The 22,980-nt window shown below is 34.2% G+C and carries 19 protein-coding genes, 3 tRNA genes and 1 pseudogene; 2 read left to right on the top strand and 21 right to left on the bottom strand.

Going from position 1 to position 22,980, the window contains the following annotated elements; translation table 11 throughout:
• Positions 1 to 84: 84 nt before the first annotated feature.
• The 4 genes from JGH11_RS11860 to JGH11_RS11850 form a co-directional block, all read right to left on the bottom strand.
• Positions 85 to 197, bottom strand: a tRNA-Gly gene (locus JGH11_RS11860).
• Between the two features lie 160 nt (positions 198 to 357).
• The gene (locus tag JGH11_RS11855) at positions 358 to 747 is read right to left on the bottom strand and encodes a hypothetical protein (RefSeq protein WP_201111978.1); all 390 of its coding nucleotides are present in this window, start codon (positions 745 to 747) and stop codon (positions 358 to 360) included.
• Positions 748 to 767: 20 nt separating this feature from the next.
• A complete protein-coding gene (locus JGH11_RS20230; RefSeq protein WP_236263970.1) occupies positions 768 to 947 on the bottom strand; it encodes a hypothetical protein in 180 nt (59 codons plus the stop codon).
• Positions 948 to 1,644: 697 nt separating this feature from the next.
• Positions 1,645 to 3,516 carry a hypothetical protein gene (locus JGH11_RS11850; RefSeq protein ID WP_201111976.1) on the bottom strand — a complete coding sequence of 624 codons (1,872 nt, stop codon included), beginning with the start codon at positions 3,514 to 3,516 and terminating at the stop codon, positions 1,645 to 1,647.
• A gap of 645 nt (positions 3,517 to 4,161) precedes the next feature.
• On the opposite strand from JGH11_RS11850, the gene JGH11_RS11845 reads away from it, so the two are divergent.
• Complete coding sequence (locus tag JGH11_RS11845; protein ID WP_201111974.1) at positions 4,162 to 4,605, top strand: hypothetical protein; 444 nt, start codon at positions 4,162 to 4,164, stop codon at positions 4,603 to 4,605.
• Positions 4,606 to 4,999: 394 nt separating this feature from the next.
• Here JGH11_RS11845 and JGH11_RS11840 read toward each other — a convergent pair whose 3' ends face one another.
• From JGH11_RS11840 to JGH11_RS11775, 14 genes are all read right to left on the bottom strand, one after another.
• Positions 5,000 to 6,223 (bottom strand): site-specific integrase, encoded by a 1,224-nt coding sequence (locus JGH11_RS11840; RefSeq protein WP_201111972.1) that lies wholly within the window; start codon positions 6,221 to 6,223, stop codon positions 5,000 to 5,002.
• A 103-nt stretch (positions 6,224 to 6,326) separates the two neighbouring features.
• Positions 6,327 to 6,399: transfer RNA gene (locus JGH11_RS11835), tRNA-Gly, on the bottom strand.
• A 7-nt stretch (positions 6,400 to 6,406) separates the two neighbouring features.
• Positions 6,407 to 6,489: transfer RNA gene (locus JGH11_RS11830), tRNA-Tyr, on the bottom strand.
• 36 nt (positions 6,490 to 6,525) lie between these two features.
• The gene (gene ribH, locus JGH11_RS11825; protein ID WP_201111970.1) at positions 6,526 to 7,023 is read right to left on the bottom strand and encodes a 6,7-dimethyl-8-ribityllumazine synthase; all 498 of its coding nucleotides are present in this window, start codon (positions 7,021 to 7,023) and stop codon (positions 6,526 to 6,528) included.
• Positions 7,024 to 7,061: 38 nt separating this feature from the next.
• A complete protein-coding gene (gene deoC / locus JGH11_RS11820; protein ID WP_201111968.1) occupies positions 7,062 to 7,928 on the bottom strand; it encodes a deoxyribose-phosphate aldolase in 867 nt (288 codons plus the stop codon).
• 1 nt (position 7,929) lies between these two features.
• Entirely contained in the window at positions 7,930 to 8,256 is a 327-nt protein-coding gene (locus JGH11_RS11815) for a nucleotide pyrophosphohydrolase (protein WP_201111966.1), read from the bottom strand.
• A complete protein-coding gene (gene dtd / locus JGH11_RS11810; RefSeq protein ID WP_201111964.1) occupies positions 8,256 to 8,708 on the bottom strand; it encodes a D-aminoacyl-tRNA deacylase in 453 nt (150 codons plus the stop codon). The genes JGH11_RS11815 and dtd overlap by 1 nt, the downstream gene beginning before the upstream one ends.
• 288 nt (positions 8,709 to 8,996) lie before the next feature.
• Positions 8,997 to 9,584, bottom strand: a complete 588-nt coding sequence (locus JGH11_RS11805) for an HdeD family acid-resistance protein (RefSeq protein WP_201111962.1) — start codon at positions 9,582 to 9,584, stop codon at positions 8,997 to 8,999.
• Between the two features lie 261 nt (positions 9,585 to 9,845).
• Positions 9,846 to 10,916: an acyltransferase gene (locus JGH11_RS11800; RefSeq protein ID WP_201111960.1), complete on the bottom strand. Its 1,071-nt coding sequence runs from the start codon at positions 10,914 to 10,916 to the stop codon at positions 9,846 to 9,848.
• Between the two features lie 38 nt (positions 10,917 to 10,954).
• Complete coding sequence (uvrC, locus tag JGH11_RS11795) at positions 10,955 to 12,754, bottom strand: excinuclease ABC subunit UvrC (protein ID WP_201111958.1); 1,800 nt, start codon at positions 12,752 to 12,754, stop codon at positions 10,955 to 10,957.
• 69 nt (positions 12,755 to 12,823) lie between these two features.
• Positions 12,824 to 13,375: an adenine phosphoribosyltransferase gene (locus tag JGH11_RS11790; protein ID WP_201111956.1), complete on the bottom strand. Its 552-nt coding sequence runs from the start codon at positions 13,373 to 13,375 to the stop codon at positions 12,824 to 12,826.
• Positions 13,376 to 13,462: 87 nt separating this feature from the next.
• The gene (mnmG, locus tag JGH11_RS11785) at positions 13,463 to 15,337 is read right to left on the bottom strand and encodes a tRNA uridine-5-carboxymethylaminomethyl(34) synthesis enzyme MnmG (RefSeq protein ID WP_201111954.1); all 1,875 of its coding nucleotides are present in this window, start codon (positions 15,335 to 15,337) and stop codon (positions 13,463 to 13,465) included.
• 111 nt (positions 15,338 to 15,448) lie between these two features.
• Positions 15,449 to 16,186, bottom strand: a complete 738-nt coding sequence (locus JGH11_RS11780) for a copper homeostasis protein CutC (RefSeq protein ID WP_201111952.1) — start codon at positions 16,184 to 16,186, stop codon at positions 15,449 to 15,451.
• A gap of 14 nt (positions 16,187 to 16,200) precedes the next feature.
• Positions 16,201 to 18,021: a YgiQ family radical SAM protein gene (locus JGH11_RS11775; RefSeq protein WP_201111950.1), complete on the bottom strand. Its 1,821-nt coding sequence runs from the start codon at positions 18,019 to 18,021 to the stop codon at positions 16,201 to 16,203.
• Positions 18,022 to 18,138: 117 nt separating this feature from the next.
• Between JGH11_RS11775 and JGH11_RS11770 the strand changes: the two genes are divergently transcribed.
• Positions 18,139 to 20,442 carry a BamA/TamA family outer membrane protein gene (locus JGH11_RS11770; protein ID WP_201111948.1) on the top strand — a complete coding sequence of 768 codons (2,304 nt, stop codon included), beginning with the start codon at positions 18,139 to 18,141 and terminating at the stop codon, positions 20,440 to 20,442.
• 42 nt (positions 20,443 to 20,484) lie between these two features.
• Here the strand turns inward: JGH11_RS11770 and JGH11_RS11765 are convergent, their stop codons facing one another.
• The 3 genes and pseudogenes from JGH11_RS11765 to JGH11_RS11755 form a co-directional block, all read right to left on the bottom strand.
• Positions 20,485 to 21,192 (bottom strand): DNA alkylation repair protein, encoded by a 708-nt coding sequence (locus JGH11_RS11765; protein WP_201111946.1) that lies wholly within the window; start codon positions 21,190 to 21,192, stop codon positions 20,485 to 20,487.
• Positions 21,193 to 21,263: 71 nt separating this feature from the next.
• Positions 21,264 to 22,601, bottom strand: coding sequence for a dihydroorotase (locus JGH11_RS11760; protein ID WP_201111944.1), 1,338 nt, complete (start codon positions 22,599 to 22,601; stop codon positions 21,264 to 21,266).
• A 124-nt stretch (positions 22,602 to 22,725) separates the two neighbouring features.
• Positions 22,726 to 22,980: pseudogene (locus tag JGH11_RS11755) on the bottom strand (phosphoglycerate mutase family protein); the annotation flags it as partial.

The following is a 22,980-nucleotide window of genomic DNA, read 5'->3' as shown; positions in this document are numbered from 1 at the left end:
GAATAAAGCGTTTATCATATAGATAAATAACTTTTTGAAAAGTAAAAAGACGATTACAGAAATGTAATCGTCTTTTATCAGAGCGGAAGACGGGGCTCAAACCCGCGACCCTCAGCTTGGAAGGCTGATGCTCTCTATCGGCATTAAAAGCTCGGCAAGCCTTCGCTTTCAATGCTTATCAACTGAGCTACTGCCTTTTATAAAGTCATTACTTACTTTCGCTTTTACTCCGTGTCTTTTTGGTTTACATATTGGTTTACATTGACAGAAAAGTAACCATGATTGATTAATACTAATTTTAATTATCTCTGTATAACAACGGCAAACAATATTTCATGCTTGCCGTATATTATTGTCTTATTTTAAATTCATTCGTTGAAAAATCATTTTTTCTCCGTCTAAATTCCCTTCACTGTTATAATCTTCAAGGACTAGGCTAATAGAGTTTACGTCATGTATTTTAGAAATACCCCATTCGTCTTCATCGCTAAACAGCATATACAATTTATCTCCCGATTCTATTTTCCACTTTCCGTGTTCTTCATAATCAGAGTCTGTTGAACTTGTATATTGAAATGTTCCATTATTCTTGAACTCGACAATATCAGATAAAGACGTTTTGTTCTCTTTCCATTTTCCAATAATAAGACTTTCCTCTGTCTGATCGTCATTGTCGTCACTGCAAGCATTAAAACTAAGTGTCAAGGTTGCTAATAATAGCAATGTAATAAATTTAATCTTTTTCATTTTTTAAGTTTGAGTTAATTTTACCTCTTTAGCCAATTGTATTCAAATATACCTATTCCTATTATATATAGAATCCATATAAAGGCTATGAACTGAGAATCATGCCCTTCATATCCATCAAGTATACTTAGGAGAATAAGAAGAGCAACAATAGGAACGATTAATACAACAATAATTTTCAAAAGTGCTTCATTTTTCATAATAGTTTAAAATTTGTGTCCTTTCGCTCTCTCAAAAGACAGGTTATAAAATAAAAAAGCATGAGAACGATTGCCAAATACCTGATTTGAAGGCTCTCGACTGCCTGCCATTCAAGATAAATAGACAACCGCCTCATGCCATTATATCTTATAATACCATAGGTATATAAACAAATGACATGAAAGCGTGTTGCTATCACTCTCCGATGGCTTAAAAATTGTCGAGATTTTCAAATCAAGAGTAATGCTTTTATGCTTTCATCACTAAATCTTTCCAAGTGCCAACGCTTTGACAGTTGGAATTAAGACAAAGATAATAAAAGCCTATCAGTTACAAATAATTGAATTGAGAATTTACAAAATGGGAAAATACTTCTTTGATTCTGATTTATTTACAGAATCTTTCCATCAAAGTATCAATTAGAACTTGTTATACTGATTTTAATTTAGAATACCTTTTTAAGAAAGTCCGTTTTTATAGGGATCGCGATTGCTTTTTACAGAGCCGTAGCGTGTTTTTTTAAGCATTCTTTTTTCTCCTCGGACACAGTTGGGGTCTTAAGGATAACTCCACCCCCTCTCATATATTTAAAGTTGCCTTTTATTTAAGGGGAGGGGGGATTTTTATAGATATGGTTATTTTTTTGCCTGTATATTACAGTCGGATATTTTTTATAAAAATTTGCTCTATACCACCCTAAACAGATTCTTCCCCGAACTCCGATTTAAAGCCTCTAATTCTAAATATTGCAGGTTTTTTATTGTTGTCCTCGCTTACAAGACAAAAGATTCTTATTGTCTCTTGTGTAATTTTCAGTTCTATACCGTTGTCTTTATAAATGTCAGCAATAAGCTCTTTAGCTTCATTTTTCGTTGGTGTTGTTCCTATGTTGTAAACTTTCCGTATTTCATCCTGTATATCATAGAATAAGTCTTTTACTTTTTCTTCGGATTTAGCTATTACAAGATCTTTCTTTAATTCGGAGGGATTTGAATAGCCTGTTCTTTCTATTGCTTCCTTACCTAAATAATCGTAGCATTCAACCATAAAATCACCTCTTTCCGTTCCTGAAATTTCAACACGCTTTATTATTGCCCTTTGTGTTTCTATATCAAAATCAGAATTAATTTCTTTTTGTTTTGCTAATTCCTCTAAAGATTCAACAATAAACTTTCTCATTTCTTTTACAGGGTTATTCTTATTTCGGAAAAAATCCGTATCAAAAGTAAACGGAGAACTGTTTACAATTTCAGTAACATTAAAATGTCCTGTATCCCGATATGCTTGTATTAATAAATCGGGATTTGAATAATAATTTTTAACCCGTTCCTCATTATAGAGATTATCTAACGAAAAATAGTTAAGCATCCCATTTTCGTCTAATAATTCCGAATATGGAGTAACGTTGATATTCTTCTGTATCGCTTCTTTTGTTATATCGTCAGTCGCTTTCTCCAAATCCTGTTTTAACTGGTCGTAATACCCTTTATTTATTTCCGTTATCCTGTCTATATCTTCCCTTGTTTTTACTTTATAATGAGGATTGATGTTTGTAATATGAGTAAGTGAATTAAAAGGAATTTCGCCACGAAAATGCTTATCTCTGAAACGTCCGTAAATCTGTATTGCTTCTGTAAATGGGTCTATTCTTGTATGATTTGCATCCTTTAGATTAGTCAATAAAATAACATCGGGCTTATACCTTAATTCTATATCGACAGCCGAGAAGAAACGGCATGTAAAGAAATTGTATTTTGCTAAAGGTAATTCTATACTGTCAGATGCAATTTTATACTCTTTCTTCTTTAGTTTCTGTACGCTCTTTTTAGAACAAAATATTTTAGATTGATCTTCAATATGGAGTGTGTTTATCAGCTTATCTATACTATCAGTCTTATTCAGGAATATACAAATATGCTTGCTGTCTTTTAATTCCTCTAACTTTTTATAAACAGCAACTTCATATGTGTCGGTAATAATAAGCTCTAAATCTTTCTTATAATCATAAGTCGGCTCAATTTCCACAATCTGAAAGTTCTGTCTTTCAAATTCGGGGTGCATCATATCTAAAGGAGTAGCCGAAACAAATGCTTTATTCTCAAATAAGAAAAAATCATTTATCGGTTGTGTAATACTGTCTCTGTAATCAATATCTTGAATAAGCTTTTCGCATTCGTCAAAGAGACAGAAATATGTCGAGTAAAATAAGGCTTCATCTTTTAAAATACTAACTGCAACCTTTTTTACTTTCTTGTAACTTTCGGGTGTAGTCAGTATCTTCTTATATTTTATATCCTTATTTTGCAGATATGTTTTTATTCTCTTTTCGGTAACATCTTCATACACTCCTAATAATTCGGGTTTATCCTTTGTTTTTCCTATAATTACAGGAACGTTGGGTTCTATGATAATAGAATGTCTTTTAGCATTTATTTCGCCATAGGTAGCCCCTAAGCCCGGTAATGTCTTTTTTAATATGGTATTTGTAGGGATGTTTGTGTAGCCTTTCTTTTTTAATGCAGCTTGTAAGTATTGTTTGTGTTCTATGGGTATAGGTATTCTTTCCATGTCAATATTTTAGTTATATGTGCAAATTAACATAAAATATTTATCGTGGAGAAAATGGACTAAATTTTATTTTATACCGCCCCGAGCCGATTTTTCCCCGCTTTGAAAATATCAGGGAAATGAAGCTTTTATATCCTATTTTTTAGAGTGGGTTTGTAGTTGTGTATAAAAATAGCTTTATATGCCTGATTGCTATTCTTATTTAATCGAAATCAGATGCTTTACAGGGTGTAAGTAGATTAAAATTGCTCTTAAAAATCGGATTTGTAACATTAGCTTATAAATACAAGATGACATTTTTTACTCAAAACATGTGTTTTCGTATAAATATTTAAGTGAAATCATGTGCGCAGATGTAATTTTATTATTAAATCACATGTTCTTTTATGGTTTTATTCTAAAATCACATGCACCGATATAATTATGTCAGATTATATGTTTGATTGTTAAATTTAAAATTATATTTGTAACACTTAATACAAACTACGGTCGGTGCGCAACTTCCCTCGTTCGTTTTTGAGTCCTCTAATTTGTTCCTATTCGATTAGTTGTAAAAATTGCACAAAATGGGATGAAAAAAGGTGCTGGCGGTTTATAGGGCTATTTACCCCAAATACAAAATAGCTTAGTTTTTAAATTTATTAAATGAATTCAACTAATAATTCAGGCGCAGCAGTAGCTGCAACAAACAATTCAGTTGCAAACAGCGACAAGTCATCTAACATTACTAAAAGTTCTAAGAAAAACGCGCGTAATCCATTTTTGGAAATTCTTAGAAAGTCTAGAAACACATATAAAAAGCAGATTATTCGTGATGCTCAAGTGAAGAAATCTGCGATTGAGCATACTTTAAAAGTGTCTGATAAAGATACTAATATGGAGGATATTGTGTTTTTGGCAAATTTTTACGATATGGTCGAATACCGACTATTGGACAGTAACCGATTTACCCGAGATTGTGAGCGTATGGGCTTAAATGCTTTTAATGTTGCACAACACGTTATTTTTGACGGAAATAAAAAGCTTGACGAAGTGTTGACTTTCGGTCTTGATAAAGCGTATGGTAATGAACTTATTAAAATGAAATAGCCGATCTTCACCCGTGAAGAACTTGAACAAGGCAAAATCAGCCCTAAACAAGAAATTGGCTTAAATAGTATTTCGGATGAAATAGCCGCTTAACATTTAATTTTTAAAATGCGCCCCTCATTCCAAAAGAGTGAGGGGTTTTTATTTTTTGTCTAAGAAGGTAGTAGTAATAATTCCTGATCATCTTTCTTAAATTTACTCCACTCTTTTTAAATCTAGTTTTGATTTTATCTATCAGCATTGAAGAATCAAAATCATAGTATTTCTTTAAAAGGGGTTCTATCTCTTTTAAAAGAAAGGATTGGATATAGAAAAAGGGTTCTTCTTGAATAGAGATAAAGTTTTAGCCAAAGATAAAAAATAAGACCGCTTCAATTAAGAAACGGTCTTATAGTTACAATAAATTCTTCATTGCTTCATCAATTTGGCTATTTTCAAAGCTATCTAAATAGATTTGAGTAACCTTTTCAGAGCTATGTCCTAATGATTCAGAAATTATAGAAGTATTTACCCCAGAACGCTTTAAAACAGTGGCATAAGTGTGGCGCGCGACATAGGTTGTTAAATTAGCTTCTATATTAGCTTTCTTAGCTATCTCTTTTAGATTAATATTGACTTTACCCATTATTTTATGAATACGGTTGAATTTTTGCATTCCTGTAACATGAATTTTTCTGTTTAAAATCGGGAATACATAATCATTTAAGATAGCTTCTGTGTAATAATATTTCTGCAATATCCTTAACGCTTCTTTCTGTAATGGAATGTTTATAAGCCTATTAGTTTTCTGCCTGATATATTGCAGTCGGTTATCAATTATATTCTCATATTTCAAATTCGCTATATCAGTAAGATTAATTCCACTTTGCAGATAGCTGAATATAAATATATCCCTGCTTAATTGCATCATTTCGCTTTCACTTGTAACATCTAATTCAATAACTTTCTTAATGTCCTCTTTGGTTATTGCTCTTTTTCTTGTTTTAACACTGAATTTAGACATCTTGAATGAGTTGAAAGGGTAGTCTTCTTTGCGGACTATTTTTTGCTCTATAGCTTTATTAAACGCACTGCGAAGTGTTCTAAACAAAAGGCTCATTGTTGTTTCTGCATTATTTCTGTTTACAAGCCATTTTTCATACTGATTAAGCCATTCGGAATCAATTTCAGAGAATAAAAAATCAAGATTATCTGTTTCTTTAAAAGACTTTAGCGAGTTGAAAGAGTTTCTATAAATAGACGCATTTCCGACTTTGTTTATACTCTTATAATAAGCTATCAGTTCTGTATAAAACTCCTGTACTGTTTTAGTAATCACAGTTTGTTTAGTAGCATTAATTAAACTAGATGCAGTATAATTCTTTTGCGATATTTTGAACTCTAATATTTGTGTTTGATATTCAGATTCTTTGTCTAAAATAATCTTTTTAATGTAGTCTTTATTCGGGCAATTCGGCTTAGGTTCATCTTTCTTAAAATCCCAATTTTTCACATGAACGGATATACCCAAACTGATATATTTACGCTTTCCGTTCTTTGTTACTCGTAACATGATGGGATGTTCTCCATTTTTCAAGGTCTTAGAGGTGTAACAGACCGCGTTAACAGTAGCATTCATGATGTTTTTTCGGTTTACATCATGGTTTACATATTACTCCAAAATATCAATATTATACCATAAAAAAAGCGACTACGTTAATTCGTAATCGCTTTATTATCAGAGCGGAAGACGGGGCTCAAACCCGCGACCCTCAGCTTGGAAGGCTAATGCTCTATCAACTGAGCTACTTCCGCAAAGTTGTGGGCAGTGATGGATTCGAACCACCGAAGACGTAAGTCAGCTGAGTTACAGTCAGCCCCATTTGGCCACTCTGGTAACTGCCCAGTATTCTTTTGCGATTGCAAAGGTAATACTTTTATTTATTCCTCCAAATTTCTACGGTAAAAATCTACCATTTTTAATGCTGTTATAGCACATTCGTCTCCTTTATTGCCATGACGGCCTCCGGAACGGTCTTCTGCTTGTTGTGCATTGTCGGTAGTTAAAAGTCCGAATATGAATGGGATATCGTAACGAATGTTCATATCGGCTATTCCTTGAGTTACACCACTACATACATAATCGAAATGGGGTGTATCGCCTTTTATTACACAACCTAAAGCAATAACGGCATCTATTCCTTTATTTTCTACCATGTGTTTTGCTCCAAAAATCAACTCAAAACTGCCAGGTACAAAATCTATAAGAATATTTTCTTCTTTTACACCATGTTTTATAAGTGTTTTGTGTGCTGCTGCCAGTAATGAACCTGTAATATTGTCGTTCCATTCGGATACTACAATTCCTATTTTCATGTCAGTTCCATCAGGTACTTTTTCAGGATCATAAGACGATAAATTATGATATGCTGTTGCCATAATATTCTTGTATTTAATTATAGTGCAAATATAGTTATTTATTCTTTTATGTTATCTAATAAATCATTTACCAGTTTACTTGCTCCTATCCGGAAATATTCACTGTTTAAATATTCGTCGCCTAAGACTTCTTTTACTATTGTATAGTATTTCACAGCATCTTCGGTGGTAGAAATTCCTCCAGAGGCCTTAAAACCTACTTTTCTTCCTGTTTTAGCTGCGTATTCTTTAATTGCTGTACACATTACATAGGCTGCTTCGGGAGTTGCACCTTCATATCCTTTTCCTGTGGATGTCTTTATAAAATCGGCACCGGAATAAAGGGCTAGGAGGGAGGCTTTCATTATATTCTTAGCCGATTTCAATGCTCCGGTTTCCAATATTACCTTTAGCTTAGCTTCTCTGCAAGCATGTTTTATTTCGTCTATTTCTTCAGCTAATTCTTCATAGTTTTCGTCCAGAAAATATCCTAAATTTATAACTATATCTATTTCGTCTGCTCCACCGGCTACAGCTAATGCTGTTTCGGCTATTTTTACTTCTGAAAATGTTTGTGATGAGGGAAAACCTCCGGCAACAGATGCTATTTTTACATCAGAAGTAAGAGCTTCTTTTACTGTTTCTACAAAATTAGGATACACGCAGATAGCGGCTACATTTGGTGTATCTGAGGCTCCATCCCAATCATTTACCTTTTCGGTAAATTTCCATATATCTTCACGTGTATCTGTTGCATTGAGCGAAGTAAGATCCAGACATGAGTATATTCTTTTATAAACTTCTTTATTTTGATTTTGAGCGACTTTTTTACTGATTATTTCATTTACGGCCTTACTTATATCAGCATCTTTAATGTCTGTTTTATACTTTTTAAGAGTATCGGTGTATTTATTTATTTCAGTCATATTATTTTAATTTTTCGTTGTTTTTATGTCTGTCTTTATCCCTATTTGTTTTTTTTTCCAGATTCTTTTCGAATGCCTCGGTTAGATTTATACCTGTTTGGTTAGCAAGGCATATCAATACCCATAATATATCGGCCATTTCATCTCCTAGGTTTTTATCCAGATCAGATTTTTTAAATGACTGGTCGCCATAAGTACGAGCCATGATCCGGGCTAGTTCTCCTACTTCTTCAGTAAGGATAGCCATATTTGTAAGTTCGCTAAAATAGCGTACTCCTATTGTTTTTATCCATTTGTCAACTTCAAGTTGAGCTTCTTCTATTGTCATTATTCTTTTACTTTAGAGTCTATCCATATGGTTACAGGGCCGTCATTGATTAATTCTACCTGCATATTTGCGCCAAACTCGCCTGTTCCTATATCTTTGCCCAGTTTTTCTTTTAAAGTGGCGCAAAACGCTTTATAAAGCGGGATTGCAATATCTGGTTTCGCTGCATATATATATGAGGGGCGGTTTCCTTTCTTTGTAGAAGCATGCAAGGTAAATTGCGATACTACCAATATATTCGCATCTATATCTAATACAGAAAGGTTCATTACGCCCTCTTTGTCATCAAAGATACGGAGATTTACTATTTTATTACAGAGCCATTCTATATCATCTTTGTTATCTTCATTTTCTATCCCTAGCAAAATAAGCAAGCCTTTATTTATCTGCGACTTTATCTGGTTATCTATTGTTACCGATGCTTTTGTTACTCGTTGTATAAGTACTCTCATTATCTTGATTGTGATATATTTTATTCTGAATCTGTAAAAGGTAACAAAGGTAACACTTTTGTATATTTCTTTCTTAGTTACTTTTTCACTTTATAACTCTTTTTCTTAGTTAGACGTATAAAATTAAGATTTTAACTAAAAGGTTACAAAAGTTACATTTTTTGCCGATATATTATATTTTCTAAATTTACTTATTGTCATTATTCTTGTATATAGATAAAGTTCTATATGAATAATAAAGCCTTATATATTAATTATATAAGGCTTTAATTTATTTATATAAAATAATTAATTGTCTTTTTCTATTTCATCTATCTTTTTACCAACAGATTTAAGTTTGAACCCATAATAGATTCTTGATATTCCGTAAAATAATAGTGTAAATGCTAACATATATATTATAAATCCGGCCGCAAATACTGGGTTTGTTATAAGTATGAATGAGAAGATCAATCCTAGAATACCAAATGCTAATACCCAACCCCAGCCACCAATACCATTGCGTTGAAGTTCTATTGAAGATCCTATTACCCATATTGATTGGAATAAGGCCCAGAAACCTACAAAAAATATTAGTGTTGCAATTGTACCTAAAGGTGTTGCTATCAATAAGAGGGCAAAAAGTATATCAATAATACCACTTGCGAGTGTCCAACCCCAGCCATTCAATCTTTCTCTGTTCGATATTGCAAATATGATCTCAAAGATACCTGCAATAAAGAAGCCTGCAATAAATAACGCTCCTAATACCGCGAGTGTGGTAGTAGGTGTAGCTAAACACCATATAGCTAAGATTATTGACAAAATTCCTATAAGAAGCGATGTCCACCAGTATTTTACTGCTTGTTTTGCTGTCTGAAATAATTCATTTTTCATAACTTGTGTTTTTTAATATATAATATATATAACTGTTAAATACGAACGATTGTTTACTTTTGCTGTAAACAAAATTTTAGTTTATTGATAATAGGGAATGCTTTAAAGAAGCAATTGATTCCCACCAATTTTCTCTCTTCTTTAAAGGTAGCAATTTACCATATGGAAAGGATATGGTATTTCGTCCTTTTTTGGGAGGTTTTATATTTTTTTAAAGAATAGATGTCCTATTATTCTGAATATATATTCAATTCTACTTTTTTAGATAATCCATTTATTCAGCACTGGTATTTTTTTTATAATCAGAACCAGAATTAATGAAGCTAAATATACAAATAACGCTAATATAGGAACAGATAAAATAGCTGGGAATGTACCTGTATTTATGTTCAGTAGATTGAGTAATACATTAAATAAGTCGTGAGCAAGATATATTCCAAGACTACAACTTGCTAGCAATGTAATATATTTGTTATTCTTAAATTTCTGTAGTTTTTGGCTATTGTTTATAAAATTTTTAAAAAATACAAAAACAAAGAATGCAAGTATCATTGTATGTGGCCCCATGTTTTCGAAATAATGGGTACTTAGCGAATTTTCCGTTGCAGCAGTATATGTTGACCAAAATAACATCCATGCAAAAGTGAGTATACCTGCAGTATATAGAATTTTTTTCTGTATAGAAGTAAGATCATATTTAGAAAAAAAGTAACCGGCTATAAAATAGCCTGTATACGAATACAATTCATATATTCCAAAGCTAATACTTACATTATAAGCAGCATTTATTTTAGGTATAACAGACCCGAATATAAAATATAAGATAAGGAAATAGAAATAATGTTTTTTCTCGGCATGAGCCGTAAATACACGTATAAGTGGAGCTAAGATATAGATAGAAATTATTGCATACATAAACCATAAGTGATGCCATGGGGAAGTACTGAAAATAATTTCGGTATATATTCTTTTCCAGTCTTCAATTGTTACTTCCCTTAAGTTGAGTATGATAGATGTAATAGGAGATAAGGTTCTGTAGAGAATAGCCCAAAATAAAAGTGCGACAATTAATCTAGGTAATGTTCTGGTATATAGTTTTTTAAATGATAAATTGTAGTTAGGGTCAAGAATTATTATGCCACTTAGCATAAAGAAAACAGGGATGCACCATCTTAACATGGTCATAAACGTGTTTAGGACGTACCATTCTGCGGTTCCTACAGTTGAATACCATCTTACTCCACATATATGTATTATCAAAACCGCATATATAGTAAAAGTCCTTAATATATCTGAATATAATATTCTGTCTCTGTTTTCAAGTTTGGTCATATTCTAATAAAAAGAAAAATGTGGTTGACAAAGATAGATTAACTGTTTTTATCTTCGAAATATTTTCTTATCAAAGCTGTTCTGAATTTACCTATTATTTTTTCTAACTCTTCGTCTTTAGCAAGTTTTATTCGTTTTACGCTTCTGAACTCTTTGAGAAGTAGACGTTTGGTTTCATCTCCAATTCCTTTTATGTTGTCTAATTCCGATTTTACCTGATTTTTACTACGTTGATTTCTATGAAATGTTATTCCAAATCTATGTGCTTCATCTCTAAGATGTTGTAATACTTTTAGCGACTCAGAATTTTTGTCTAAATAGAGAGGAATAGAGTCTTCCGGGTAATATATTTCTTCCAGGCGTTTAGCGATACCTACTATTGCTACTTTTCCATAAATTCCTAATGCCTTAAGAGATTCACAAGCAGCACTTAATTGACCTTTACCTCCGTCTATTACTATTAATTGGGGTAGGGGAGATTCTTCTTCGAGTAACCTGTGGTAACGTCTATACACCACTTCGCGCATTGTAGAGAAATCATCAGGGCCGATTACAGTTTTAACATTAAAGTGACGATAGTCTCTTTTTGATGGTTTTCCCATTTTAAAGACAACGCATGCAGATACCGGATTGGTTCCTTGTATATTGGAGTTGTCAAAACATTCTATATGTGTAGGTAAGTCCTTCAAATTCAGATCTTTATGTATATCTTTTAGTATTCTTACACTACGTTGTTCCGGATTTAAGCTTTCTGCTTTTTTTAATTTGTCTAATTTGTACTGTCTTACATTTTGTGTCGAAAGAAGCAATAATTTTTTTTTGTCTCCTCGTTGCGGAATTACGAATTCTACTCCTTCCATAGTAAGGTCTGGATAGAAAGGAACTACTATTTCCTTCGCTTTTGAACCAAATCTGTTCCTGACCTCTATTATACCTAGTGCTAGTAATTCATCCTTGGGCTCTTCCATACGTTTTTTATATTCGAATGTATATGCCTGAATAATAGCTCCATTATGTACGTTAAGATAGTTTATATATGCTGAACTTTCATCTTCATCGTAGCTATAAATATCTATATTATATTTAATGCTACTTACGACTGTCGATTTATTTTTGAAATTTTCCACAAGCAAATATTTTTCTTTTAATTTATTTGCTTCTTCAAATTCTTGTCTGTCCGACAATTCTAACATCATGCTGTAAATGTTGTCGCTTACAAGATTTGTGTTTCCTTTTAAAATTTCTTTTATCGATTCAATATTTTTATTATGGTCTTCGAGAGTCTGTAATCCGACACATGGTCCAAGACATCTTTTTATATGATACTCTAAACATACTTTGTATTTTCCTTCAGCAATTTTCTCTGGAGTTAAATTTAATGAGCATGTACGGATAGGGTAGAGCTTGTGTATAAATTCTAAGAGAGTTTTTACACTGGGTACATTTGCATATGGGCCAAAATATTGAGACCCATCTTTCAGTAATTTTCTTGTTAGCTCTACTCTGGGGAAATATTCATTCTTGATAACTATTGATGGATAAGATTTATCATCTTTTAATAATACATTATATCTGGGCTGAAATTCTTTTATCAGATTATTTTCTAATAATAAAGTATCAGCTTCGGTATCTACAATGATATATTTTATATCTCGAATTTTACTTACAAGAATTCTTGTTTTCGGACTGTCATGTCTTTTCGAAAAATACGATGAAACTCTCTTTTTTAGATTTTTTGCTTTACCTACATATATAATAATCCCTTTGTCATCAAAATATTGATAACATCCTGGTTTTTCAGGAATATTTTGTATTATATTTTTTAAGTAACTATCCATTCAATATTTTTAGCACCAAATTTTTTTAGTAGTGAAATTCTGGAACAATTATATTATGAAAATTACTATTTATATAGAATAATCTATCAGAGCATTTACATCTACATCTTTTGGAAATAATTTTCTTCCATCCAGTTCCTTTAATTCTATTATAAAATTAATGTATATTTTCTTAACGTTCATCTTTTTTACAAGATTGTAGGCAGCAAGCATTGTTCCCCCTGTAGCTAATAAATCATCATGAATCAACACTACATCGTTTTCAGATAGAGAATCTTTGTGAATTTGAATTTTATCCAGACCATATTCTTTTTCGTATGCTTCTTCAAATACTTCGGCTGGTAGTTTACCTGGTTTTCTGATAGGAACAAATCCTGCGCCAAGTTCGAGTGCCATGATTGGTCCCATTATAAAGCCTCTCGATTCTATTCCTACTATCTTTGTTATACCTTTATCTCTGTATTCGTCAAGGAGAACTTCGGTCAACATAGTTAGCGATTCTTTCGTTTTAAATAGGGGAGTGACATCTTTAAATTGAATTCCGGGTATGGGAAAATCAGGGATGTTCCTTACAGTGTTTCTTAGGAAAATTAATTTTTGCTCTTTAGTTTTTTCTTCCATTTTTATTGTTTTTATTCTTTGTTTCACGTGGAACATATGATTTTTATTCTCCATTTTTAAGGTGTGTTTCACGTGGAACACCTAGATTTATCTGCCTAAAAGTACTAGTAAAATTGATATGTCGTTTGGGGATACACCCGGTATTCGGCTTGCTTGAGCAATTGTTTCAGGATTTATTTTCGAAAGTTTTTGACGGGCTTCTGTTGATAAAGATAATATGCTTTCGTAATTAAATTTATCTTTTATTCTTATATTTTCCAGACGTGTGATTTTGTCTGCCATCAACTGTTCTCGTTTTATATAACCGTCATATTTAATAATTATTTCAGCAGCCTCTTTTATTTCTTCCTGTCTATTTGGTATCTTATCTAGCTCTGCTTTGAAAGCAGGAATGTATTCTGTTATATTATTTATAGACACTTGCGGGCGTGTAATTATATCCTTTAACCTGGTTCTTTGTTTTAGTGGACTTGTTCCAAGTGCAGAAAGACCATCGTTTATATACTCTGGCTTTAAGGAGTAATTTGCGGTGAAATCTATAAGTCTGTTTATCTCTTCTTTTTTCTGATTTAATAAATCTATTCTTTCTCTTTTAGCTAATCCTATGTTATAACCTTTTTCAGTTAGGCGGATATCTGCATCATCCTGGCGAAGAAGTATTCTATATTCTGCTCTCGAAGTAAACATTCTATATGGCTCATCCACTCCTTTAGTTACAAGATCATCGATTAATACGCCAATGTATGCTTCATCTCTTTTTAGGGTAAATTCGTCTCCTCCATGAGTTTTTATATGAGCATTTATTCCTGCAATTAATCCTTGACCTCCGGCTTCTTCATAACCAGTAGTTCCATTTATTTGTCCGGCAAAAAATAGATTGTCAATTAGCTTCGTTTCCAACGAATGTTTTAGCTGAGTAGGGTCGAAGAAATCGTATTCTATAGCATAGCCCGGTCTGTAAATATGTATATTTCTAAACGCAGGTACTTTCTTTAATGCCTCAATTTGAGTGTAGAGTGGGAGGGATGATGAAAACCCGTTTAGATAATATTCTTGAGTGTTTTCGCCTTCAGGTTCTAAGAATAATTGGTGAGACGTTTTCTCTGCAAATGTTACAACTTTGGTTTCTATACTTGGGCAATATCGGGGGCCTAGGCTTTTGATTTGTCCGTTATATAGGGGAGAATCATCAAGACTGTTTCGTAGAGTATTATGTACTTCCTCATTTGTAAAAGTGATCCAGCAGCTTAATTGTTTTAAAGTGCGGGCTGGGAAATCAAGATATGAGAACTTGTGGAAATCGTCATCTCCTTTTTGTTCTTCCATTAAACTGAAATCAACGCTTCTACCGTCTATTCTCGCAGGAGTTCCGGTTTTCATTCTATCTGTGGTAAATCCGAATTCTTTTAGTTGCTCGGTTATACCGAAGGAAGCTGGTTCAGCTACGCGGCCACCGCCTAGCTGGGTTTTTCCTACATGGATCAATCCATTCAGGAATGTTCCATTTGTAAGAACTACCGATTTACCGGAAAAATTAACACCCATAGCAGTTTTAACTCCCGTTACAGTTTTGTTCTCAATAATGAGTGATGTAACTGTATCTTGCCATATAAAAAGGTTGTCGGTATTTTCTACAATTTCTCTCCATTTCAATATAAACTGAGCACGATCACTTTGAGCTCTCGGACTCCACATTGCAGGTCCTTTTGACTTATTAAGCATTCGGAATTGGATAGCTGTCTTATCGGTAACAATTCCCATCTGCCCACCAAGTGCGTCTATTTCACGAACAATTTGGCCTTTTGCTATTCCGCCTACAGCAGGATTACAACTCATCTGGGCAATCTTGTTCATGTCCATTGTTATCAATAGGGTTTTTGACCCCATGTTTGCAGCCGCAGCTGCAGCTTCACAACCTGCATGGCCTGCCCCAACGACAATCACATCATATTTGAAGTTCATATATTTTCTAGTTGAATAAAATTAATTCGAGTGCAAAGTTAGTTATTTTCTTGCGTCTTTTTTATAATTGGATTGTGAGGAGAAAGTGTATCTTATTATATTAATGCCAATTTAATTATTATTGGCATTCTCTATGGCTAGTTTAACTTTTTCGGGGTCTGTTTGTAAAATGGAATATTCTTCGTTCTCATTATCAAAAAACGGAGATTTATATTTCATACTTCCGGTATATCTACTTCTGAAAGAGCCATGGAATTCTTTTAATCCTGTCGATTTTACTAACTCAGAAATATTATTTTCAGTGATGCCTCCTCCCGGCATTATTGAGATCCGTCCGTCAGCTTGAGCTATTAATTTTTTTAAAATCTCTTTCCCTTCAGGAGCAGTTTTCATTCCTCCGGAAGTAAGAATTCTATTGCATCCTAAATCTATTATATCTTCTAGCAAATTAAATAAATTGGCGCATCTGTCGAAAGCTCTATGGAATGTTACAGTCATTTTATAGTGATGAGCGATATCTACAAGCTCTCGGTTTCTTTTTATATCGATCGAACCATCTGGGTTCAGTATACCAAATACTACACCATCGCAATTTGCTTCACCGCAATAGTGTATATCTTGTTTCATTATATCAAACTCCAAATCACTATACAAAAAGTCTCCTTCACGTGGTCTAATTAGTACATTTAATTGTATATCAATACTTTGTCTGGTTTTTTTTATCTGAGATAGAGATGGTGTCGTTCCTCCTTCACTAAGGTTGTCGCATAGTTCTACTCTTACTGCTCCTCCTCGTTGTCCTTCTATCGCAGATTGCGTTGAATTGGCACAAACTTCTAATGTAATCATTTATTTTATATATTTTAGAATAGTTTTTTTAGTAAATCATCTCTTTTTAATTTTTTCAATGAGCTGATAATCTGTTTTCTATACTCTTTATCGTACCAAAAAAAGTATTGCCTTTGAGCGAGTTTTTGCTCTTTAGTTCGAGCCGTATATACTTTTTCTAAAGTATAGGGATGATATCCTGTGTAGTATATTTCAGTAGCTACAGTCATTGGCGAAGGCGTAAAGTCTTGAATCTGTTCTAGTTTAAAACCTAAGGGTTTTGTTTCTGCTGCTAATTCGGCCATATCTATTTCAGTACAGCCCGGATGGGATGAAATAAAGTAGGGGATAAGCTGTTGTTTCAAACCTTTTTCTCTATTGATTTTATCAAATACTTTTTTAAAAGTATGAAATTGTTGGAAGCTTGGTTTTCGCATACAACTGAGAACCTTGTCCGATGTGTGTTCCGGTGCTACTTTTAGTCTGCCTGAAACATGGTTTAAGATTAGTTCTTTCGTATATTCATCTGATATCTTGTTTAGGCGATTATCGTCATTTCTGTGCAGCAACATATCGTAACGGACACCACTACCAATAAAAGACTTCTTTATTTTAGGCAATGAATCTACCGCTTTATATATATCCAGAAGATAGGAATGATCTACATTCAGGTTGTTGCATATTTTAGGGTGAATACAGGATGGACGTCTGCATTTTTCGCAGATTTTTTCATCTTTTCCCTTCATCTTATACATATTTGCAGAAGGACCGCCTAAATCGCTTAAATACCCCTTAAAATCGGGCATTTCGGTAACTTGTTTTACTTCTTTTAGTATAGATTCCTTTGAGCGGGATGCAATAAATTTTCCCTGATGTGCTGATATAGTACAAAAAGAACAGCCTCCAAAACACCCTCTATGCATATTTACAGAGAATTTTATCATCTCAAATGCAGGTATCGTTTTTCCCTTATATTTAGGGTGAGGTAGGCGTGTATATGGAAGATCGAAAGAAGCATCTATTTCCTTTTCCTTCATAGGAGGATAAGGTGGATTGATAATAACGGCGTTTTCACCGTATGTTTGAATAATGCGCGATGCATTTATCATATTTGATTGCTCTTCTACAATCTTGAAGTTTTTGGCTTGTTTTAGCTTGTCTGCTAAGCATTCTTCATGGGAGTGAAGGTGTATTTCATTTTTGCTTTCCGATGGCTTTAAATCACTTTTATTTACCTTGTATGCTGTTTGTGGAATATTCACCAACTCATCGAATGATTTACCCTCCTGCAATGCGGTAATTATAGCTTTTAATGGTTTTTCGCCCATGCCATAGACTAAAAGATCAGCTTTCGAGTCTATTAGAATAGAATTGTGTAATTTATCATCCCAATAGTCATAGTGAGTAACACGTCTTAAAGAGGCTTCAATACCTCCAAGAAGAACGGGTACATCGGGAAACAGCTCTTTTAGTATATTTGTATATACAATGGAGGTACGGTCTGGACGCATATCTGCTCTCCCATCGGGTGTATAAGCATCATCAGACCTCAACCGCTTATTTGCTGTATAATGGTTTATCATCGAATCCATTGCACCGGCTGTTACTCCGAAAAATAGTTTAGGCCTGCCAAGTTTCTTGAAATCTCGAAGATCGTCCCGCCAGTTAGGTTGCGGTACAATAGCTACTCTTAGTCCTTCTGCTTCGAGCATGCGTCCAATAACCGCTGCTCCGAATGCAGGGTGATCTATATACGCATCTCCGGAGAATAGGATAACATCAAGTTCATCCCAGCCTCTTAGTTCCACTTCTTTTTTTGTAGTGGGCTGCCAGTCAGTTAATCGGTATTCTTTCATAATCAGGCTACAAAGGTATTGCTTTTTTAGGATAAATATTCTTTATAGACTATTCTTAACGCTTTTGCGTTATCTCCTTGTTAAACATTGTATATTTGTAAAACGTTTATATATTCGATGAAGAAAGTTACATTTATACCATTCGCGTTTATTCTTATACTTGCGGCATGTAGTACGACCAAGAACATCCCGGAAGGAAGCTATCTTTTGGATAAATTTGAAATAAAACATGATACCAAAAATGCAACTTCTGATTTAGAAAGCTTTGTTCGCCAGCAGCCGAATTCCAGTACGCCTCTGTTAGGTAAAGTGCGGCTAAAAATGTATAATCTAGCAGGTGAAGACACGAGTAAATGGGTAAATCGCTTTTGGAAGAAAATAGGTAAACCGCCAGTCCTTTACAATGCTTCCCAAACTATGATATCTGCCAATCAATTGAAAAAGGAATTGAATAATCAGGGATATCTCGATGCTACAGTTGACACTACACTAAAGATAAATGGAAAGAAAATAGCTGTAACCTATAATTTGAAAGGTGGAACCCCATATCGTATACGTAATTATACTTATGCAATCGGAGATACTACTATGGCTAGAATCATGGGTAGAATTCCATTGAAGCCTCTGCTGGCCAAAGGCGATATGTTCGATATGGATATGCTTGAGGAAGAACGCTTATTCGTAAATAATGTTATGAGAAATGTGGGCTATTATAATTTCTCTAAAGAGTATGTCTACTTTAAAGCCGATACTACTTTAAATTCGCATGAAGTAAATCTTTATTTGGACATTTATCCTAACAGGGATAGTCTGCCTTATCCTCGTTACAAGCTAAATAAAATTACTGTTCTATCAGGTATAGATCCATGGAGTAATACGGATATTACGGATGAAAATACTGTTCGTAGATTCTCAAGACGAAGAGATACAACCGAATATTCAGGGATGACTATTGTTCGCGGACGTAATAAGTTCCTGCGCTCAAGTACTATAAGGAGGAATAATTATCTGAAACCCGGAAGTTATTATTCTGATTATAATATGACTCGGACATATGAAGCCTTTACTAAAATGGGAGCTATTAAGCAGGTTAACATATCAACGACTCCTTCACCAGAGGATAGTACAAAGTTATTGGATGCAACTATTAATATATTACCGGCAAATGCCCATTGGTTTAAAGCAGGATTAGATGGAACAAACTCGGCGGGAGATATAGGTATTGCTCCAAGTGTATCGTATCAGCATCGAAATTTATTTAATGGTGGAGAACAGCTTGTAATAAGGTTGAAAGGTGCGTATGAATTTATTACAGGAGGAGAAAGCACCGACCTTATGAGCCAGAACTATTATGAATATGGTATAGAAACAAGCCTATCTGTACCTCAATTTGTTGTGCCATGGCTGAAGAAAAGCTGGCGGGAACTTCCTTCGGCAACGACAACGTTTTCTATAGGGCTCAATTACCAGAATAGAGTGGATTATACACGTCAGTTTTTCAATATGACTGTAAATTATGGATGGTCTACTAATAGAAACAGAATACGTCATGGGCTTGATCTCTTCGATATCAATTATATAAGTATGCCCGAGGTATCTGAAAGATTCGATAGCTTATATCTGAGTGAGAACAGTAATCCCCTGCTGAGAGAAAGTTATATGGATCAGTTAGTTGCTCGTACGGCTTATAATGTAACTTTTACAAATGGACGGCGACTTAATGCTTTGTCTCCTACTTATGCCATTCGTACGTCTTTAGAAGTAGCAGGTCTTCTTCCTCGTTTAGCCACTTCTTTCGGCGGAGCGAAGAGAGACGAGTTGGGCTCAAAAGAAATATTGGGTGTTGCCTATGCAGAGTATATAAAAGGAAGTGTGGATTATGCACGTACAATCTATTTCTCTCAAAAACATTCTCTTGCTTATCATGCTGTTTTGGGGCTTGCATACCCTTATGGGAATTCGGAAATATTACCTTTCGAAAGAAGGTTCTTTTCCGGAGGGTCTAACAGTATAAGGGGTTGGAGTACCCGTACTCTTGGTCCCGGATCGTATAGGAGTACGAGGAGCGGCACTGATTTTGTAAATCAGACAGGTGATATGAAACTCGAATTTAGTATTGAGAATCGTTTAAAGGTAAGCGATATGTTTGAGTTTGCACAATTTATAGATGCCGGAAATATCTGGACCCTATTTGATTATATAGATCAACCGGGAGGTAAATTCGAATTCAAAAATTTTTATAAAGAGATCGCTGCCTCTTATGGTATAGGTCTGCGTCTCGATCTTGACTTTCTGCTGATCCGTTTCGATATTGGAATGAAAGCATATGACCCGGGTCTTTTACAATCGGATCGTTTTGTATTGTTCAAACCGAGACTTAATCGGACGGCATTTCACTTTGGTATAGGTTATCCATTTTAACTAAAAGGTGACAAACTTATACACTTTTCCTCGTTTTTATTGTTACTTTTTCATCGCTTCTGATTTCAAATCAAGAGGCATCTTTTCAATTGCATATCTCAGCGCTGTTCGCGGAATTATCTTCTTTTTGGAAATGACATATTCGAAGACTTTTTCTTGATGGGCCTCACTGGCCGCTTTAAGCATCCAGCCATATCCTTTTTGTACTAAGTCATCCTTGTCAAGAAGTAAAATATCGGCTATTTCGAATATATCATCCAAGAACAATCCTTTGCGTGCAGGGATAATTAATGTTACTGCAGCAGCCCGTTTTACCCATCTGTTATTCGATTTGGCCCACTTTTTCAACTCGGATGTATATTGGGGATACATTTCTACAAAAGTGCCTATACTGTGATTACATAATGTGTCGCACGATGCCCAGTTAGTTATATATAGATTTACCCATTTGTCGAATATGGCGAAGTCGTTAGGTTCATATCTGTTGCTGATATAATCTGACCATTTCGCAGCAATGAAAGATTCTTCAAGATATCCTGATTGCCATAGTTCTTCACAAAGACTGAATATTTTATGTTTGGGTTGATGTTTGATCTCAGAAAATAAATCTTTACTTATCTTGCTGACTGTTATAACTTTTACCCCGTAAGATATCACTTTCTCTTTGAAATAACTCTGTCCTGTTTTTTGAGTTTTTTCATCGATATTTGCTTTAAGTGTTTCACGTAGATCTCTTATAATCTGTTCCATCCGATTTTTTATATAGAGATAAAGTTAATTAGAAAAAGAAAAGGACTCAAGCAGATATCGCAAATGATCTTTTATCTGTCGAACCGTAACATTTCTCCTCTTACCTCATTTACGATTCCATTTTCAAATGCAATTTTTCCGTTTAAGAATGTTTTCTCTATCGAGGTAGAAAATGTTTCCCCTTCCAGTGGTGCCCATTTACATTTATAGAGAATATTGTCTTTTGTTATTGTATAGGGTTTATTAGGATTTACAAGTACAAGATCGGCAAAATAGCCTTTACGGATGTAACCTCTCTTATGTATCTGAAACATAATGGCAGGGGCATGACACATTTTCGAAACAACCTGTTCTTTTGATATTTTACCTTTCTTTGCCAGTTCAAGCATCATTTGTAAAGAGTGTTGAACCAAAGGGCCTCCCGATGCGGCTCTCAGGGCTCCTCCTTGTTTTTCTTCCAGTAGATGAGGAGCGTGATCCGTTGCTATTACATCCAGTTTATTTTTTAGCAATCCCTGCATTAATGCACCTCTGTCTTGGCGCGATTTTACCGAAGGATTCCATTTTATGCGTGTACCGTATTTAGAATAATCTTCATCTGAAAACCAGAGATGATGCACACAGACTTCTCCTGTTATTTTTTTCTCGGTAAGAGGTTTAATATCAAACAGGCTGATTTCTTTCTCTGTAGAAAGATGGAGTATATGCAATCTGGATTGATATTTATCGGCCAATTCCACAGCTTCAGCAGACGAACGGTAGCATGCTTCAGCACTACGTATTAGAGGATGATACTGAATAGGTATATCTTCACCGAATTCGGCTTTATATTTAGCAATGTTTGTTCGTATTACTTCCTCTTTTTCGCAATGTGTAGCAATAAGCATATCTATTTCCGCGAAAATGGCTTGTAACACTTTTTTATCATCTACGAGCATGTTTCCTGTAGATGAGCCCATAAATACTTTTACTCCGCAAACTTCTTTAGGGTTTACTTTCTTCAATTCAGCGATATTATCGTTGGTCGCACCCAGATAAAAAGAATAATTGGCAAAGGATTTTTCGGCTCCTATTTCAAATTTTTGCTCTAGAAGTTCTATTGTAGTCGTTTGCGGATTTGTATTTGGCATTTCCATAAAAGACGTGACACCTCCGGCAATGGCTGCCCGGCTTTCGCTCCCGATATCTCCTTTACGAGTCAATCCCGGTTCACGAAAATGAACCTGATCATCTATTACTCCCGGCATTAGCCATAAATCTTTAGCATCTACTACAGTAGCTCTGTTTAATATGGATTCGGGTACTTCCTCTGTTCTATATATTTCCGAAATTATATTATTTTCTAATAATACGGATCCAATGAAAGAGCATCCTTCATTAATGATCGTTGCTTTGTGAATAAGTATCATAATCAAAATGTTTTTACAAAGGTAACTTTTTTCGTTATCACTTATATATTAATAGGATTTGTATTTGAATGGTAACAAAAGTAACCGGTTTTTATTATTCATTTTATGGTCTGTTGTTTTTGGCTTAAGGCATCCATTCAATGATTCGGTCATTATTTTGTCGGTTTCTCCATTCTATAAATTCGTCATAACTTCTTATTTTGTACTCTATTACTGCCTGATAATATTCTATACCCATAATTTTTAATGTATCGGGTGTTTGGTATTTCAATTTCAAAATTGTTTCTTTTGTCTCAGGAGTTAAGACAGCCATTATTCGTTCTGCCACTTTCTCAAAATAGCCATCATATCGCGATCCTCTGAGTATATGTATCATATC

It is taken from the genome of Dysgonomonas sp. Marseille-P4677, from assembly GCF_016652235.1.
Lineage (GTDB): Bacteria > Bacteroidota > Bacteroidia > Bacteroidales > Dysgonomonadaceae > Dysgonomonas.
The sequence above is the reverse complement of the archived record's forward strand: the minus strand, read 5'-3'. Positions and strand labels throughout refer to the sequence as shown.

Coding starts and splice junctions, on each gene's coding strand:
- JGH11_RS11855 (WP_201111978.1), bottom strand. CDS start 747: ATGAAAAAGATTAAATTTATTACATTGCTATTATTAGCAACCTTGACA.
- JGH11_RS20230 (WP_236263970.1), bottom strand. CDS start 947: ATGAAAAATGAAGCACTTTTGAAAATTATTGTTGTATTAATCGTTCCT.
- JGH11_RS11850 (WP_201111976.1), bottom strand. CDS start 3,516: ATGGAAAGAATACCTATACCCATAGAACACAAACAATACTTACAAGCT.
- JGH11_RS11845 (WP_201111974.1), top strand. CDS start 4,162: ATGAATTCAACTAATAATTCAGGCGCAGCAGTAGCTGCAACAAACAAT.
- JGH11_RS11840 (WP_201111972.1), bottom strand. CDS start 6,223: ATGAATGCTACTGTTAACGCGGTCTGTTACACCTCTAAGACCTTGAAA.
- ribH (WP_201111970.1), bottom strand. CDS start 7,023: ATGGCAACAGCATATCATAATTTATCGTCTTATGATCCTGAAAAAGTA.
- deoC (WP_201111968.1), bottom strand. CDS start 7,928: ATGACTGAAATAAATAAATACACCGATACTCTTAAAAAGTATAAAACA.
- JGH11_RS11815 (WP_201111966.1), bottom strand. CDS start 8,256: ATGACAATAGAAGAAGCTCAACTTGAAGTTGACAAATGGATAAAAACA.
- dtd (WP_201111964.1), bottom strand. CDS start 8,708: ATGAGAGTACTTATACAACGAGTAACAAAAGCATCGGTAACAATAGAT.
- JGH11_RS11805 (WP_201111962.1), bottom strand. CDS start 9,584: ATGAAAAATGAATTATTTCAGACAGCAAAACAAGCAGTAAAATACTGG.
- JGH11_RS11800 (WP_201111960.1), bottom strand. CDS start 10,916: ATGACCAAACTTGAAAACAGAGACAGAATATTATATTCAGATATATTA.
- uvrC (WP_201111958.1), bottom strand. CDS start 12,754: ATGGATAGTTACTTAAAAAATATAATACAAAATATTCCTGAAAAACCA.
- JGH11_RS11790 (WP_201111956.1), bottom strand. CDS start 13,375: ATGGAAGAAAAAACTAAAGAGCAAAAATTAATTTTCCTAAGAAACACT.
- mnmG (WP_201111954.1), bottom strand. CDS start 15,337: ATGAACTTCAAATATGATGTGATTGTCGTTGGGGCAGGCCATGCAGGT.
- JGH11_RS11780 (WP_201111952.1), bottom strand. CDS start 16,186: ATGATTACATTAGAAGTTTGTGCCAATTCAACGCAATCTGCGATAGAA.
- JGH11_RS11775 (WP_201111950.1), bottom strand. CDS start 18,021: ATGAAAGAATACCGATTAACTGACTGGCAGCCCACTACAAAAAAAGAA.
- JGH11_RS11770 (WP_201111948.1), top strand. CDS start 18,139: ATGAAGAAAGTTACATTTATACCATTCGCGTTTATTCTTATACTTGCG.
- JGH11_RS11765 (WP_201111946.1), bottom strand. CDS start 21,192: ATGGAACAGATTATAAGAGATCTACGTGAAACACTTAAAGCAAATATC.
- JGH11_RS11760 (WP_201111944.1), bottom strand. CDS start 22,601: ATGATACTTATTCACAAAGCAACGATCATTAATGAAGGATGCTCTTTC.